This window comes from Streptomyces sp. NBC_01498, assembly GCF_036327775.1.
In the GTDB taxonomy this organism is placed as follows: domain Bacteria; phylum Actinomycetota; class Actinomycetes; order Streptomycetales; family Streptomycetaceae; genus Streptomyces.
Window position 1 is genome coordinate 3,830,362 of record NZ_CP109598.1, and the last position, 15,180, is coordinate 3,845,541.

At 71.0% G+C, this 15,180-nt stretch carries 12 protein-coding genes and 4 tRNA genes; 7 read left to right on the plus strand and 9 right to left on the minus strand.

All coding sequences use genetic code 11. From position 1 onward, the window contains the following. Positions 1-118 precede the first annotated feature (118 nt). Positions 119-1,198, plus strand: coding sequence for a phosphoribosylformylglycinamidine cyclo-ligase (purM, locus tag OG875_RS16340; RefSeq protein ID WP_330174965.1), 1,080 nt, complete (start codon positions 119-121; stop codon positions 1,196-1,198). Between the two features lie 94 nt (positions 1,199-1,292). Here the strand turns inward: purM and OG875_RS16345 are convergent, their stop codons facing one another. Both OG875_RS16345 and OG875_RS16350 read right to left on the minus strand, forming a co-directional pair. Further along, positions 1,293-1,541 carry a DUF3073 domain-containing protein gene (locus OG875_RS16345; RefSeq protein WP_078076416.1) on the minus strand — a complete coding sequence of 83 codons (249 nt, stop codon included), beginning with the start codon at positions 1,539-1,541 and terminating at the stop codon, positions 1,293-1,295. 319 nt (positions 1,542-1,860) lie between these two features. Next, complete coding sequence (locus tag OG875_RS16350) at positions 1,861-2,961, minus strand: Leu/Phe/Val dehydrogenase (protein WP_330174966.1); 1,101 nt, start codon at positions 2,959-2,961, stop codon at positions 1,861-1,863. Between the two features lie 153 nt (positions 2,962-3,114). On the opposite strand from OG875_RS16350, the gene OG875_RS16355 reads away from it, so the two are divergent. Then, a complete protein-coding gene (locus tag OG875_RS16355) occupies positions 3,115-3,963 on the plus strand; it encodes a hypothetical protein (RefSeq protein WP_330174967.1) in 849 nt (282 codons plus the stop codon). A 511-nt stretch (positions 3,964-4,474) separates the two neighbouring features. After that, positions 4,475-4,681: a developmental transcriptional regulator BldC gene (gene bldC / locus OG875_RS16360; RefSeq protein ID WP_003949541.1), complete on the plus strand. Its 207-nt coding sequence runs from the start codon at positions 4,475-4,477 to the stop codon at positions 4,679-4,681. A 392-nt stretch (positions 4,682-5,073) separates the two neighbouring features. On the opposite strand, the gene OG875_RS16365 is transcribed toward bldC, so the two are convergent. The 7 genes from OG875_RS16365 to OG875_RS16395 all read right to left on the minus strand — a co-directional run bounded on the left by OG875_RS16365 (position 5,074) and on the right by OG875_RS16395 (position 12,530). After that, positions 5,074-5,295 carry a DUF6274 family protein gene (locus OG875_RS16365; protein ID WP_330174968.1) on the minus strand — a complete coding sequence of 74 codons (222 nt, stop codon included), beginning with the start codon at positions 5,293-5,295 and terminating at the stop codon, positions 5,074-5,076. A gap of 804 nt (positions 5,296-6,099) precedes the next feature. Beyond that, positions 6,100-6,174, minus strand: a tRNA-Asp gene (locus OG875_RS16370). Between the two features lie 99 nt (positions 6,175-6,273). Beyond that, entirely contained in the window at positions 6,274-10,248 is a 3,975-nt protein-coding gene (hrpA, locus tag OG875_RS16375) for an ATP-dependent RNA helicase HrpA (protein WP_330174969.1), read from the minus strand. A 116-nt stretch (positions 10,249-10,364) separates the two neighbouring features. Beyond that, positions 10,365-10,438, minus strand: a tRNA-Phe gene (locus OG875_RS16380). Between the two features lie 22 nt (positions 10,439-10,460). Beyond that, positions 10,461-10,535: transfer RNA gene (locus tag OG875_RS16385), tRNA-Asp, on the minus strand. A 38-nt stretch (positions 10,536-10,573) separates the two neighbouring features. Next, positions 10,574-10,646, minus strand: a tRNA-Glu gene (locus OG875_RS16390). 81 nt (positions 10,647-10,727) lie between these two features. Beyond that, positions 10,728-12,530, minus strand: coding sequence for a metallophosphoesterase family protein (locus OG875_RS16395; RefSeq protein ID WP_330174970.1), 1,803 nt, complete (start codon positions 12,528-12,530; stop codon positions 10,728-10,730). Between the two features lie 128 nt (positions 12,531-12,658). Between OG875_RS16395 and OG875_RS16400 the strand changes: the two genes are divergently transcribed. The 4 genes from OG875_RS16400 (at position 12,659) to OG875_RS16415 (ending at position 14,943) form a co-directional block, all read left to right on the plus strand. Further along, entirely contained in the window at positions 12,659-13,036 is a 378-nt protein-coding gene (locus tag OG875_RS16400; protein WP_330174971.1) for a metallopeptidase family protein, read from the plus strand. A gap of 365 nt (positions 13,037-13,401) precedes the next feature. Further along, on the plus strand, positions 13,402-13,842 hold the full coding sequence (locus OG875_RS16405) for a fluoride efflux transporter FluC (protein WP_330177765.1): 441 nt from the start codon (positions 13,402-13,404) through the stop codon (positions 13,840-13,842). Beyond that, positions 13,839-14,192 carry a fluoride efflux transporter CrcB gene (gene crcB / locus OG875_RS16410; RefSeq protein ID WP_330174972.1) on the plus strand — a complete coding sequence of 118 codons (354 nt, stop codon included), beginning with the start codon at positions 13,839-13,841 and terminating at the stop codon, positions 14,190-14,192. Before OG875_RS16405 ends, crcB begins: the two co-directional genes overlap by 4 nt. A gap of 166 nt (positions 14,193-14,358) precedes the next feature. Continuing rightward, on the plus strand, positions 14,359-14,943 hold the full coding sequence (locus OG875_RS16415) for a hypothetical protein (RefSeq protein WP_330174973.1): 585 nt from the start codon (positions 14,359-14,361) through the stop codon (positions 14,941-14,943). Positions 14,944-15,180 lie beyond the last annotated feature (237 nt).

Here is a 15,180-nt window from a genome sequence, read left to right on the forward strand (position 1 = left end):
TCCCGACCGCACGGGCCCGGACCGCACCGGCTCCGACCGCACGGACCCGGGCTCCGACCTCAGCCCCTGACTTCGCCTCCGCCTCCGCCCCGCAGCACCGACACGAAAGCTCCCCGCCATGCCAGCTGAATCCTCCGGTGCCTCCTACGCCGCCGCGGGCGTCGACATCGAGGCCGGCGACCGCGCCGTCGAGCTGATGAAGGAGTGGGTGAAGAAGACCCAGCGGCCCGAGACCGTGGGCGGCCTCGGCGGCTTCGCCGGCCTCTTCGACGCCTCGGCGCTCAAGCGCTACGAGCGCCCGCTGCTCGCCTCGGCCACCGACGGCGTGGGGACGAAGGTCGACCTGGCCCGCCGGATGGGCGTCTACGACACCATCGGCCACGACCTCGTCGGCATGGTCGTCGACGACCTGGTCGTGTGCGGCGCCGAACCGCTGTTCATGACCGACTACATCTGCGTCGGCAAGGTCTTCCCCGAGCGCGTCGCGGCGATCGTCAAGGGCATCGCCGAGGGCTGTGTCCTGGCGGGCTGCGCGCTGGTCGGCGGCGAGACCGCCGAGCACCCCGGTCTGCTGGGCGAGGACGACTTCGACGTCGCCGGCGCCGGTACGGGAGTGGTCGAGGCGGACCGGCTGCTCGGCGCGGATCGTATCCGTACGGGTGACGTCGTGATCGCCATGGCGTCCTCCGGGCTTCACTCCAACGGGTACTCACTCGTCCGGCACGTCGTGTTCGACCGGCTCGGCTGGTCCCTGGAGCGCGAGGTCGAGGAGTTCGGGCGGACCCTCGGCGCCGAACTGCTGGAGCCCACCAGGATCTACTCCCTCGACTGTCTGGCCCTGACCCGGACCACCGAGGTGCACGCTTTCAGCCACATCACGGGCGGCGGCCTCGCCAACAACCTGGCGCGGGTCGTCCCGGATCATCTGCACGCCACGGTCGACCGTTCGACCTGGACGCCCGGCGCGGTCTTCGACCTGATCGGCTCGGCGGGTCAGGTGGAGCGGACGGAGCTGGAGAAGACGCTCAACATGGGCGTCGGCATGATCGCCGTCGTCCCCGAGGAGGCCGTGGACAGCGCCCTCACCACCCTCGCGGACCGGGGCGTCGACGCCTGGGTGGTCGGCGGGATCGTGGACCGGGAGACCGGCGGCGCCACCACGGGCGCGGCGCTGACCGGGGACTATGCGAGCCGGTAGGCACCCTGCCGGGCAGGGCGGAACACATGGTGAAACCCGGTCCGGGGAGCCCGGACCGGGTCACATGGTGACTGCTCGGTGAGGTGTACGTACGTCAAGCGCCGCGACGCTGTGACGACGGGCCGGACTCCTCGTCCTCGTCGTCGTCGTTGTACAGCTCCGCGTACTGTGCGTACGGGTCATCTTCCTCGTCGTCATCCTCGAACGGCTCAGCGTTCGGCGGTTGACTCGAAGGCGATGCGCCCAGCTCATTGGCCAGACGCGACAGGTCTGTCCCGCCGCTGTTGTACTTCAGCTGGCGGGCGACCTTTGTCTGCTTGGCCTTGGCCCGGCCGCGCCCCATGGCTCGACCCCCTCGGTGACGGGGCTCCACGGCCCCAGAGTCTTGACACGCGTTCATGTTTCAGAACGAGCTCTCCGTGGAGAGACCCGTCCTTTGGACTTCAACGGTACCTGCTTCCGCGCCCCTACGGTACGCCGCCCGCATGACGCGCCTCGGCGCGGGACCGGCGGGAACGTGTGTCCTCGCTGGTCAGCTGCGATTTTAACCTCTTGGTGAGGGGCGACCCGCCGACCGGGGTGAGTCTCGTCTCCCCGTCGCCGCGCACACGCCGACCGCCCCTCCCCGACCCCGCAGTGACCCCTTCGGGACCCGTCCGGCCTCAGCGGGCGCGGGCCTCCGAGATGCGCTGCTCGGCGATCCGGTCGGCCGCGGCGGCCGGCGGAATCCCGTCATCCTTCGCACGTGCGAATATTGAAAGCGTGGTGTCGAAGATCTTCGCGGCCTTCGCCTTGCACCGCTCGAAGTCGAATCCGTGCAGCTCGTCGGCGACCTGGATCACGCCACCCGCGTTCACCACGTAGTCGGGCGCGTAGAGGACACCGCGGTCGGCGAGGTCCTTCTCGACACCGGGGTGCGAGAGCTGGTTGTTGGCCGCCCCGCACACCACCTTCGCGGTCAGTACGGGCACGGAGTCGTCGTTCAGCGCGCCGCCGAGCGCGCAGGGCGCGTAGACGTCCAGCCCCTCGGCGCGGATCAGCGCGTCGGTGTCGGCGGCCACCGTGACCTCGGGGTGCCGCTCGACGACACGGCGTACGGATTCGTCCCGGACGTCCGTGATCACGACGGAGGCGCCGTCCTGGAGCAGATGCCCGACCAGGTGGTGCCCGACCTTGCCGACGCCCGCGATGCCGACCTTCCGGCCGCGCAGCGTGGGGTCGCCCCACAGGTGCTGGGCGCTCGCGCGCATGCCCTGGAAGACACCGAAGGCGGTCAGCACGGACGAGTCGCCGGCGCCGCCGTTCTCGGGCGAACGGCCCGTCGTCCAGCGGCACTCACGGGCGACGACGTCCATGTCGGCGACATACGTGCCGACGTCGCAGGCGGTGACGTACCGGCCGCCGAGCGAGGCGACGAACCGGCCGTACGCCAGCAGCAGCTCCTCCGTCTTGATCTGCTCGGGGTCACCGATGATCACGGCCTTGCCGCCGCCGTGGTCCAGTCCGGCCAGGGCGTTCTTGTAGGACATCCCGCGCGACAGGTTCAGCGCGTCCACGACGGCTTCCTGCTCGGAGGCGTACGGGTAGAAACGGGTGCCGCCCAGGCCGGGGCCGAGGGCGGTGGAGTGGAGGGCGATGACTGCCTTCAGTCCGCTGGCGCGGTCCTGACAGAGCACGACCTGCTCATGACCACCCTGCTCGGAGTGGAACAGGGTGTGCAGTGCGTCGACGGGCGCGGCAGGGGCTCCGGTCACATCGGTCACGGTGGTGACTCCCAAGTACGAAGCGGTGAGTAGACCCTCCTGGGGGTGGGGAGGGACTGTTTGGGCAAGAGGGTAAGTCCTGCGGCGACGAAGATCCGACGCAGTGCCGAGGATCACCCCTCCGGGCGGTGCGGGCGTGGGACGATTCGGCCCATGCCAGCGGTGTCTTCCCTCCTCGTCCCTTACGCGTCCTACCTGCGGGTGTACGAGCCGCTGGCGGCCTTTCCGGAGCCGGAACGGAGCCACTGGGCGCGCTACGCCGCCCGGGACCGTACGCTCACCGCCCAGGACGAACTCCGGCGCTCCCTGGCCGACTTGCTGCCCACCCCGCCCGTTCCGGTGCCCGTGCACGAGAGCGCCGAGGCGTTCGTGACGGAGCTGGACGGCGTGCTCTGCGTGTGCCCCTGGCGCACCCGGCTACGCGGCTGGCTGGCCCTGGAGTCGCTGGGCGACACGCTCCCGAAGCCGCTGCTGGAGGCCGTACTGCCGGCGGTGGTGCGTGAACAGGCGTCCGCGGACTTCGAACAGTGGCGCGAGCGTAATCCGGACGCCCGGCCGTGGATCCGTACGGCGATCTGGCAGGTGCCGGTGCGCTGGTTCACGCTCTTCGCCGACGACGAGCGCGAGTACCGGGCGTACGAGGAGGAGGGCTCCGTCGCGCCCGCCCTGCGCTACCGGACCCCGATGGTGCAGGCCCGGCGGCGGCTGGCCCGCGCGCTGAAGGCGATGCGCGAGTCGGTGGACGAGGGGCCGCTCATCGACGGGCTGACCGACGTGGGGCGCTGGCTGGAGGAATTCCACCCGCGTTCGCTGGTCGAACTGGACTACGGCGGGCTGGTGCACGCCCTCACCGGTCCGCAGCTCGCCGACGACCGTTCGGCGGCGGACGTGGCGGCCGGGATCGCCGCGCTGCGGGCCGGCGACGGCGAGGCGGCGGGCGAGGCGTACGAACGGCTGGCGGAGCGCTGGCGGGCGGTCAGGGACCGCCAGTTCGCCAACTGAGGGCACACCCGGCGCGGTGCGGCGGGCGGGGGCGCGTCCGCCACGGCCGTGCGCCGGGGACGTAGGCCCCGATAGGGATTCTTCGCGCCAAGAAGCCCAAGGGTGACGGACCGCACTAACGGGGCTCTTGCGCCCATCACCCCCCCTCGTGTCAAAATAGGACAAGGAGTCCGGGGAGGGCTCGCTCCGTCCACATACGTGCCTCATGCTCAGTATTGCGTTCTATAGGGGGTCTGGTGACTCCTGATTGCTCCTGTGACTGATCGTCACTGCGACGTAACTGTCCGCTATGGCATGGTCCATCGGCTTCCGTCGTTGATGAACAACTGAGAGGGCAATTCCATCGGTTTGGCCGACGAGGCTGGACAGATGGTGTAGTTGTAGTGCCGAGGACAAGCCGTTCGTCCTATAACCGACTCGGCCCGCGTCCGCCATTTCGGGCAACGCGGGTCAAGGTGCAGAATTTAGAGGAAAGAACCGAGAAGGTTCGGTTCTCCCGAGGAGGCCGCTCATGACCGCTCGCACCCCTGATGCCGAGCCGCTGCTGACCCCGGCTGAGGTTGCCACGATGTTCCGCGTGGACCCGAAGACGGTCACACGCTGGGCAAAGGCCGGCAAGCTCACGTCCATCCGCACGCTCGGTGGGCATCGCCGGTACCGCGAGGCTGAAGTCCGCGCACTGCTTGCGGGTATTCCGCAGCAGCGCAGCGAGGCTTGAACGCCTCGTCAGGTCACAGCTGACAATCAACCAACCCCAACCGGACACCCGGAGCCCCAATCCGGTCGTCCACCTGCATAGCAGCACACAGCATCACAAGCTTCACGCAGCACCGCAACGCTGTACACGACGGGCATCTGCCCCAACAGGGCCCACGCTCCCCTCAACGGGGGCAAGTCGCTTCGATCGCGCTGGACTCCGCCGAGTCCAGCGCGATCTTTTTTGTGTGCGGGGGCGGGAGTTGGGGGTCTGGGGGGAATTGTTGAAGGGCTCGTGCAATTGCACATATAAAATGGACGCCTGAGAGGCGAGGTGTGAGCGCGGTCCTTCGGCGAAGAGGGACCGTGACACCCGTCACAGCGCCAACCCCTTGCCCACGCCCCCGATATCGCCTAATGAGGGTCGCTGTCCGCTTCTGGTGCGCGGCGCGGGGCGGAGACGGTGCCGGTGGCCTCCCCGGCGCCCGGGGGAACGGGGGCGGCGGGGTCCATGACGAGCCGCTGGAGACGATGGCAGACCGCGCAGTGATACGTGACGTGCCGATAGCCGGTCGCGGCCGCCAGATGGGCGCGCAGGAGCGCGCGGGTCTCGTGCTTCGCTGCTGATGCCGCCATGCGCGCCACCCCCGGCCGACCGGCCCCGATGCCCTGGTACGAACCCCATTTGAAGGCTTACCCGCGCCACGGAGGACCGTCAACCCAAGACGCGACAGCGTCAGCCCAAGAGACAGCAACGGAGACCGCACGCACGGAGAGGGCGGGGCGCGGGGGGCTCGGTACGCGGGGTGCGGGGGCGATACGCAGGGGCGGAGGGCGTGCGCGCGGCCGGGGAGGCCGGGGCCAACGGCCTCCGGCACCAGCGGAGCCCGGGTCCGGAGGGGTGCGGTCACGCTCCAGCAGGCCGGGGCCAACGGGCGCGCCGGCTCCGGGCGGCGCCGGAGCCCGGCTGCGGGTTGGGTTCGCGGGGTCCGCCGGGGTCACCGGCCCCGCACAGGACCGGAGCCCGGCCGCGGGTTGGGTACGCGGGGTTACCGGCTTCGCGCAGGACCGGAGTCCGGTCGCGGAGGAGAGGCGGGCTCGGCGGGTCATCCCGCGCGGTCCTGACGGGATTTGCTGTGTCGGATTGCGGCTCCGCCGCGGGCGCGGCCTCGGGCCAACGGGTCCGTCGGCGCCGGAGCCCGGCTGCGGGTTGGGTTCGCGGGGTCCGTCGGCTTAGCGGCCCCGCGCAGGACCGGAGCCCGGTCCCGGAGGGGAGGCGGGCTCGGCGGGTCATCCCGCGCGGTCCTGACGGGATTTGCTGTGTCGGATTGCGGCTCCGCCGCGGGCGCGGCCTCGGGCCAACGGGTCCGCCGGGGCACCGGCCCCGCACAGCACCGGAGCCCGCATCCAGAAGGATGCGGGCTCCGGGGTGAATCAACGCGGTCCTGACGGGATTTGAACCCGCGGCCTCCACCTTGACAGGGTGGCGAGCACTCCAAACTGCTCCACAGGACCATCTTCGCGGCCTCGGTCAGTTCCTCACCGGCGGCTGCGAAACGAGACTCTACAGCAGCTCGGAGGGTGCGGTCGAACCGGATCGGGGTCCCGCCCCGGTCACGGCACCGCCGCGTCGATCGCCTTCACGATCCGCTTGTCCGACACGGGTTGCGACGTCCCCAGCGCGTGCGCGAAATAGCTCACCCGCAGCTCCTCGATCAGCCAGCGGATGTCCAGGGCCTCCCGTGGCACCGGCAGCCCGCGCGGGAACTGTTCGAGCAGCCAGGCGTACTCGTCCCGCATCTCGTGGACCTTCTCCATGCGCGTGGTGTCGCGCTGGACGTTCGTCGGCATCTGCTGGAGCCGGCGGTCCGCCGCCACCAGGTAGCGCATCAGGTCGGGCAGCCTGCGCAGCCCCGTACGCGTCACGAAGCCCGCCGGCATCAGCTCCGCCAGCTGGTCCTTCACGTCCTGGACGTTGTTGATCAGGACCAGGCTGTTGGTCGACCTCAGCCGCCGCTCGCACGCCTGCCAGGCCGCCAGGACCTGCTCGACCTGCCCGATGGTCCGGACGGTGAGGTCGACCAGGTCGGCGCGGACCTTCTCGTACAGCTTGCGGTACGACTCCTCGTCCCACGCGGGCCCGCCGTGCTCGGTGATCAGGCGGTCCGCCGCCGCCGTGGCGCAGTCGTCGAACAGCGCCTGGATCGAACCGTGCGGGTTGCGGGACAGGGCCAGCTTCTGCTTGTTGGTGAGGGTGTCCGAGGCGAACTTGGCCGGGTTGACCGGGATGTTGAGCAGGATCAGCCGCCGCGTCCCCCGCCACATGGCCTCCCGCTGCTCGGCCTCGGTGTCGTAGAGCCGTACGGCCACGGTCGCGCCCTGGTCGACCAGCGCCGGGTACGCCTTGACCGGCTGCCCCGCGCGCCGGGTCTCGAAGGTGCGCGACAGCGTGCCGATCGTCCAGTCCGTGAGGCCCGAGCGCTCCAGTGACTCGCCCGTGGGCCCCGCCACCGCCGCCGCGGCCTTCGAGATCGCCTGGCGGGCCTTGGGTCTGAGCGCGATCCGCAGCGCCTCCAGGTCCTTGTCCTCGGCGATCTTGCGGCGCCGCTCGTCCACGATCCGGAAGGTGACCTTGAGATGGTCCGGCACCCGGCCGGGATCGAAGTCGTCCGCCGTCACCGGCACCCCGACCATCCGCTGGAGTTCGCGCGCCAGCGTCACCGGCAGCGGCTCCTGGCGGGGCACCGCGCGCTCCAGGAACTTCGTCGCGTAGTTCGGCGCCGGGACGTAGTGGCGGCGGATCGGCTTCGGGAGGGAGCGGATCAGCTCCACCACCACCTCCTCGCGCAGTCCCGGGATCTGCCAGTCGAAGCCCTCGGAGGTGATCTGGTTGAGCACCTGGAGCGGTACGTGGACGGTGACGCCGTCCGCGTCGGCCCCCGGTTCGAACTGGTACGTCACCCGGAACTTGAGCGGGCCCTGCCGCCAGGAGTCCGGATAGTCGTCCTTGGTGACGGCGCCCGCCGTCTCGTTGATGAGCATCGAGCGCTCGAAGTCGAGGAGTTCGGGCTCCTCCGTGCGTTTGTGCTTCCACCAGGAGTCGAAGTGCGCGCCGGAGACGACATGGTCCGGCACCCGCCCGTCGTAGAAGTCGAACAGCGTCTCGTCGTCCACGAGGATGTCGCGGCGCCGGGCGCGGTGCTCCAACTCCTCTACCTCGCCCAGGAGTTTGCGATTGTCATGGAAAAACTGATGGTGCGTCCGCCAGTCGCCCTCGACTAGCGCGTTGCGGATGAACAGGTCCCGGGACGCCTCCGCGTCGATTCGGCCGAAGTTCACCTTGCGCCGGTCGACGATCGTCACTCCGTACAGCGTCACCTTCTCGTACGCCATGACGGCCGCCTGGTCCTTCTCCCAGTGCGGTTCGCTGTACGTGCGCTTGATCAGGTGCTGGGCGAGCGGTTCGATCCAGTCCGGGTCGATCCTCGCGTTGACCCGCGCCCACAGCCGGGACGTCTCGACCAGTTCGGCGGACATGAGGACGCGCGGCGGCTTCTTGAAGAGGGCCGAGCCGGGGAAGACCGCGAACTTGGCGTTGCGGGCGCCCACATACTCGTTCTTCGCGGTGTTCTTCCCGCTCTCCCCTCCGGCGTTCTTCACGTCCTTCACGCCGATGTGCGACAGCAGTCCGGCGAGCAGGGAGATGTGCACGGACTGGTCGGGCGCCGGGGCGGTGTCGTCGCTCTCGTCGAACGTGATGCCCATCTGCCGCGCGACCGTGCGCAGTTGGGAGTAGATGTCCTGCCACTCGCGGATCCGCAGGAAGTTCAGATACTCCGCCTTGCACATCCGGCGGAAGGCCGAGGAGCCGCGCGCCTTCTGCTGCTCGCGGACGTACCGCCACAGATTCAGGAAGGCCAGGAAGTCGGAGGTCTCGTCGCGGAACCGGGCGTGCTGCTGGTCGGCCTGTGTCTGCTTCTCCGCCGGGCGCTCGCGCGGGTCCTGGATGGAGAGCGCGGCGGCGATCACCATCACCTCCCGTACGCAGCCGTTGCGTTCGGCCTCGATGACCATGCGTGCCAGACGCGGGTCGACGGGCAGCTGCGACAGCTTGCGGCCGAGCGGGGTGAGCTGCTTGCGCGGGTCCTTCTGGGCGGCGTCGAACGCGCCCAGTTCCTGGAGGAGTTGGACACCGTCGCGGATGTTGCGGTGGTCCGGCGGGTCGATGAAGGGGAACTTCTCGATCTCGCCGAGACCGGCCGACGTCATCTGGAGGATGACCGACGCCAGGTTCGTCCGGAGGATCTCGGCGTCCGTGAACTCGGGCCGCGACTCGAAGTCGTCCTCGGAGAACAGCCGCACGCAGATGCCGTCCGACGTACGGCCGCAACGGCCCTTGCGCTGATTGGCGCTGGCCTGCGAGATCCGCTCGATCGGCAGCCGCTGGACCTTGGTGCGGTGGGAGTAGCGGGAGATCCGGGCGGTGCCGGGGTCGATCACGTACTTGATGCCCGGCACGGTCAGGGACGTCTCCGCGACGTTCGTCGCGAGCACGACCCGGCGGGTGGCGCCGCCGCCCGGTCTCTGGAAGACCCGGTGCTGTTCGGCGTGCGAGAGCCGCGCGTACAGGGGGAGTACCTCGGTCTGCCGCAGCTTGCGCTTGTCGAGCGCGTCGGCGGTGTCGCGGATCTCCCGCTCGCCGGAGAGGAAGACCAGGATGTCGCCGGGCCCCTCCGACTGGAGCTCGTCCACGGCGTCGCAGATCGCGGTGATCTGGTCCCGGTCGCCCTCGTCGCCCTCTTCTTCGAGGAGCGGCCGGTAGCGGACCTCGACCGGGTACGTACGGCCCGAGACCTCCACGATCGGTGCGTCGCCGAAGTGGCGGGAGAACCGCTCGGGGTCGATCGTCGCCGAGGTGATGACCAGCTTCAGGTCCGGGCGCCGGGGGAGCAGCTGGGCGAGATAGCCGAGCAGGAAGTCGATGTTGAGGCTGCGTTCGTGGGCCTCGTCGATGATGATCGTGTCGTACGCGCGCAGATCCCGGTCCGACTGGATCTCGGCGAGCAGGATGCCGTCCGTCATGATCTTGACGAAGGTCGAGTCCTGGTTGACCTGGTCGGTGAAGCGGACCTTCCAGCCGACGGCCTCCCCGAGCGGGGACCTCAACTCGTCGGCGACTCGCTCGGCGACCGTACGGGCGGCGATCCGGCGGGGCTGGGTGTGCCCGATCATCCCCCGGACGCCCCGGCCCAGTTCCATGCACATCTTGGGGATCTGTGTCGTCTTGCCCGACCCCGTCTCACCCGCGACGATCACGACCTGGTGGTCGCGTATCGCCTCCAGGATCACGTCCTTCTTCTGGCTGACGGGCAGTTGTTCGGGGTACGTGATCGCCGGCATCCGGGCCGCGCGGGCGCGTACGCGCCCGGCGGACCTGCCCGCCTCGGCCGCGATCTCGTCCAGGACGGCCTGCCGGGCCTCGGGCTTGCGGATGCGCCGGACGCCTTCGAGACGGCGGCCGAGGCGCTGCGCGTCGCGCAGCGACACCTCGGCCAGCAGGGACTGAAGGTCGGCGAGGGAAGTAGACATACCGAGCCCAGGGTCTCACCCGGGCCGGGGGAGTGGCGAACCCATTTCGGTGCGGGGGAAACGAGAAGCCCCTGCCGAAGAGTTTCGGGAGGGGCATCCACATGAAGAATGAAGAGTGGCTGGGGCCGGGATCGAACCGGCGACCTATCGCTTTTCAGGCGATCGCTCGTACCAACTGAGCTACCCAGCCACGCGGCTCTCGCGAGCCACAGCGGTCCTGACGGGATTTGAACCCGCGGCCTCCACCTTGACAGGGTGGCGAGCACTCCAAACTGCTCCACAGGACCAAGCAATGTGCGAGACGAGTCTCGCACACAGTGTTGCGTACCCCCAACGGGATTCGAACCCGTGCTACCGCCTTGAAAGGGCGGCGTCCTGGGCCACTAGACGATGAGGGCTAAGGGCCCGCCTGGGCGCTTTGTCAGCGCGTCGGGGACGTGAGAAGCATAGGCGATGCGGGGAGCTATCGCCAAAACGGTTTACCGGGCGGGCGACGGGCCGCCCGGCGCGCGGGGCGGCGCGGTCGGCGGGCCGGTGGCCGCACCGCCCGTCGACCTGGTGGCCGGTCCGGTGGTCGGTCCGGTTCGCGAACCGACCGGGGTCCGGCTCGGCCCCGGGCCCGGCTCGGAGGGCGACGCCGATCCCGACCGTGATCCGGAAGGGGCGGGGGAGCCGGACGGTACCGGTGTCGCCGACGGTGAGGGGTCCGTGCCCGGTACGCCCGCCTCCTCCGGCAGATGGCGGCTCACCTCCGCCGTCGTCAGCCCCAGCCCGCCCAGTGTGATCTCGTCCCACGCCTGGAGCCGCTTCGTCGTGCTGTCCAGATAGAGCAGCGAGGCCCGGACCTTCTCCGGCTGGTCGTTCTGGACCGCGCGCAGCCCGCCGCCGCCCGCCGAGCCCTCGATCTTCAGCCGCGTCCCGAACGGCATGATCTCGGTCTGCCGCTGGTGGATGTGCCCGGCCAGCACCAGCGGCACGGTGCCGTCGGTCTCCCTGGCCGCGACCGGGTTGTGCGCGACGGCGATGTCGACCGGGGTGCCGGCCCGTTCCTGGTCGCGGATGGCCGAGGCGAGCCGTACACCCGCCATCTCCTCCGCCGGGTCACCGCCGTTGGAGAGCGAGCGGTCGGGGGTGAACTGCGGGTCGCCCGTGCCCGCCACCCGGATTCCGGCGACGGTGACGGCCCGCCCGTGGTCCAGGACATGGACGTTCTTCAGGCCCTCCAGATACTTCTGCGTGGCGGCCGAGTCGTGGTTGCCGCGTACCCACACGTACGGGGCGCCGAGGTCGGGGATCGGGTCGAGGAAGCCGTTCTCGGCGGGCGAGCCGTGGTCCATGGTGTCGCCGGAGTCGATGATGAGATCGATCCGGTACTGCTCCACGAGCGAGCCGATGATGTGCCAGGCGGCCGGGTTGAGATGTATGTCGGAGACCTGGAGGACCCGCAGGGTGCCGGGGTCGGGCTGGTACGAGGGCAGCGTGGACGTCGCGTCGTACAGCTTGGTCACGTTGGTCACCAGCCGCGCCAACTCCTTCTGGTAGACGTCGAATTCGGTGACGATCGAACGCGCGCTGCCGACGACCTGCGGGGCCGAGGAGAGCAGCCCGGAGAAGCGGGGCTCCAGGACGGACTTCGGGTTCCAGGTCGCGAAGGCGGTGGCGCCGGCCGCGCCGAGCAGCGCGAGCGCCAGCCCGCCGGCGGCGAGCGCGCGGCGGGGGCGGCGGTAGACGGCGAGGCCGAGGGCGGTGGCGCCCGAGACGACGGCGACACAGGACCGCAGGGCCAGCTCGGTGGTCCCGGCCGAGATGTCCCGCACCACCTCGTCCTGGAGGCCCGCGAGACGCTCGGGGTGCTCGACCAGGGCCTGGGAGCGGACCGGGTCGAGCTGGTCGACGTCGACGTCGAGGCGGATCGGCGCCATGTGGGAGTCCAGCTCCAGGGCGCCCAGCGGCGAGACGTTGATCTTCGTGCCGCCGGTGAGGGAGGGCCGCAGGGTCATCTTCGTGTCCATCGGGCCCACCGGCGTCCGCACACTGCCGACGATCAGCAGCCCGAGCCAGGCGCCGAGGAGGACGACGGCGACGAGGCCGAGCGCGCGGACGTACGGGTGCGGGGCGCTGACCAGGGCGCTGGTCGGGCCGGCGCGGTGGGACCGGTAGTGCCGCCGGACGCGGTGGACCGCCGCGAGCCCGGTGCGGGGGGACCGGGCGGAACGGGAGGTGCGGGCGGAACCGGGGGTACGGGCGGAGCGTATCGGGACAGGGGGTACGTCGCGGGCCATTGGGCGCGTATGCCCAGGGAGGTCGGCGATCATGCGGGCGCCGGGCAGCAGGGCGTCGGGCGGCGGGCGGCGATCACGCGCGGGCCCCGTCTCTCCCGGAACGCCGTGGGCTGCGTGACAATGGCGGGGTGCTGGAGATGACGCGCGAGGAGTTCGAGGAACTGGTGGCCGAGGCGCTCGACCGCGTCCCGCCCGAACTGATGCGGCTGATGGACAACGTCGCCGTGTTCGTGGAGGACGAGCCGGACCCCGGCGCGGCGAAGGAGTCGGGCGAGGAGTTCGACCCGGATCTGCTCGGGCTCTACGAGGGGACACCGCTGACCGATCGCGGCGAGTGGTACGCGGGGGTGCTGCCGGACCGGATCACGATCTACCGGGGGCCGACGCTGCGGATGTGCGAGACGCGCGAAGAGGTGGTGGCGGAGACGGAGATCACGGTGGTGCACGAGATCGCCCACCACTTCGGGATCGACGACGAGCGGCTGCACGAGCTGGGGTACGGGTGAGCCCGACCCCCGAACCCGAGCCCCACTCCGGGCCCGAGCCCGACTCCGGGCCCCAGCCGACCCCCGACTCCGAGTCCGAGCCCCACTCCGGGCCCGAGCCGGAGCCCGACTCCGGGCCCGAACGCGAACCCGGGTTTGAACCCGAGCCCGACTCCGAGTCCGAACTCGAACCCGCGCCCGAGTCTGAACCCCACTCCGAGTCCGAACGCGAACCCGCGCCCGAGTCTGAACCCCACTCCGAGTCCGAACGCGAACCCGCGCCCGAGTCTGAACCCGACTCCGCACGCGAGCCTGAACGCGAACGCGAGCCGGTCGCACCCGTCGCATCCGTCGCACTCGTCGAGCCGGTCGACCCCGACGTCGATCTGCGGGTGCCCGGCCAGCGCGCCGAGACGGCCGGGCACCGGCTCTGGCGGGTGACGGCCGTCATCGCCGTGGGCGGCGCGGCGGGCGCGACGGCACGCCACGGCGCCGAACGGCTGCTGCCGACCCCCGACGGCGCCTTCCCCTGGACCACGTTCCTGGTCAACGTGGTGGGCTGCGGGCTGATCGGCGTGCTCATGGTGCTGGTCGCCGAGGGCGGCCGGCCGGCGCACCCGCTGCTGCGCCCGTTCCTCGGGGTGGGGGTGCTGGGCGGCTTCACCACGTTCTCGGCGTACACGCTGGACTTCCTGCGGCTGGTACGGCACGGGGAGGCCCCGGCGGCACTGGGCTACGCGGCCGTGACCCTGGTCGGCGCCCTCGTTGCCGTGGGGCTGACGGCCACGCTCACCCGGCGGGCCGTGGCGCGGGAGGCGGCGCTGTGAACTGGCTGCTGGTCGCCCTGGGCGGCGCGATCGGCGCGCCGCTGCGCTATCTGACGGACCGTACGGCGCAGACCTGGCACCAAACCCTGTTCCCGTGGGGGACGTTCACGGTGAACGTGGCGGGGAGCCTGGTGCTGGGCGTGCTGGCCGGGGCGGCGGTGTCGTCGCCCGCGTACGCCCTGCTCGGTACGGGGCTGTGCGGGGCGCTGACGACGTACTCGACCTTCTCGTACGAGGTTCTGCGGCTGGCCGAGCGCGGGAAGGGGCTGCTGGCGGGCGCGTACGTCACCGCCTCCGTGCTGGTGGGGCTGGGCGCGGTGTGGGCGGGCTGGGAACTCGGGGCGCGCTAGGCCCTGTCCGGCGGCCCTGGCTGCCCCGTGCGCGCGTGGCGGTCGGCGCTTGTCGGGTGGCGGGCGTGTCCCTTGTGGCGGAAAGGAAGTTGAGCAGGGCCATCGATCCCTGCCGTCGGATTCTCCGCGGCGGGCGAGTCGTTCCACGCTCCCGGAGGTGCCCCGCGTGCGCCAGTTGTCCGCCCCCGGCCGTTTCGCCGTATGGATCGTCGCCTCCCTGGCGGTCGCCGCCACCACCGGCTGCATGAGCGTCGGCGACGACGAAGGCGGGCCGGCCCCCGCACGGCCTGCCGAGCGTTCCGGGGCGGCGGCCGAACAGGACGGCGGTACGGCGGCGGACGCCGGTACGGGCGGCCGTCCCGTCGACGGCCGGGACGAAGCCGGACCTCGGGACGCCGAGCAGACCGGCCGGCGCGGTGAGCCGGTGGAGGCGGGCGGTACGGAGAAGCCGGGCGAGCCGTCGGCGCGGCCGTCGACCGGGCCGGGCGCCGCCGTACCGCCCGCCCCGAGGCCGCCGGGCGGCGTCGTACCGCCTCCCGAGCAGCCGACCCGGACCCCGCCCGCGCCCGTGGAACCCTCCCCGCAGGTACCGGAGCCGGAGCCGCCGGCCGAGCCCGAGCCGGAGCCCCCGCTGGAGCCGCCGTCGGCCTCCCCGGTGACCGACCTGCGGACGAGCGCGCTGTCGCCCGGCGACCACGGGACCGGGATGTTCAAGGAGCCTGTGGCGGCTGCGCAGTTGGGGCCGGTGTGAGGACGCCGCGCGATGCGGAAAAGGGGTCCGCGAGAGGCCCGGAGAGAGGCCCGGAGAGGGGCGTGCGCGACGGGGCGCGGGCCGGTGTGACGGGGATCGCGCGGGGGCGGTTTGCCAGGGAGGGGGAGCGGTGCGTATGGTAGTAGATCGTTTGATCATTGCCCGGCGCCGACACAGAAGAGCGCCGCGTGGCGCGTACTCTCCCTTACCGTGGCAGACCGCATTGAGGCGGTCGAT

Bases quoted from the DNA above. Each gene is read 5' to 3' on its own strand.
- purM (WP_330174965.1), top strand. From the start codon at position 119: ATGCCAGCTGAATCCTCCGGTGCCTCCTACGCCGCCGCGGGCGTCGAC.
- OG875_RS16345 (WP_078076416.1), bottom strand. From the start codon at position 1,541: ATGGGGCGCGGCCGGGCCAAGGCCAAGCAGACAAAGGTCGCCCGCCAG.
- OG875_RS16355 (WP_330174967.1), top strand. From the start codon at position 3,115: ATGCCAGCGGTGTCTTCCCTCCTCGTCCCTTACGCGTCCTACCTGCGG.
- bldC (WP_003949541.1), top strand. From the start codon at position 4,475: ATGACCGCTCGCACCCCTGATGCCGAGCCGCTGCTGACCCCGGCTGAG.
- OG875_RS16365 (WP_330174968.1), bottom strand. From the start codon at position 5,295: ATGGCGGCATCAGCAGCGAAGCACGAGACCCGCGCGCTCCTGCGCGCC.
- hrpA (WP_330174969.1), bottom strand. From the start codon at position 10,248: ATGTCTACTTCCCTCGCCGACCTTCAGTCCCTGCTGGCCGAGGTGTCG.
- OG875_RS16395 (WP_330174970.1), bottom strand. From the start codon at position 12,530: ATGGCCCGCGACGTACCCCCTGTCCCGATACGCTCCGCCCGTACCCCC.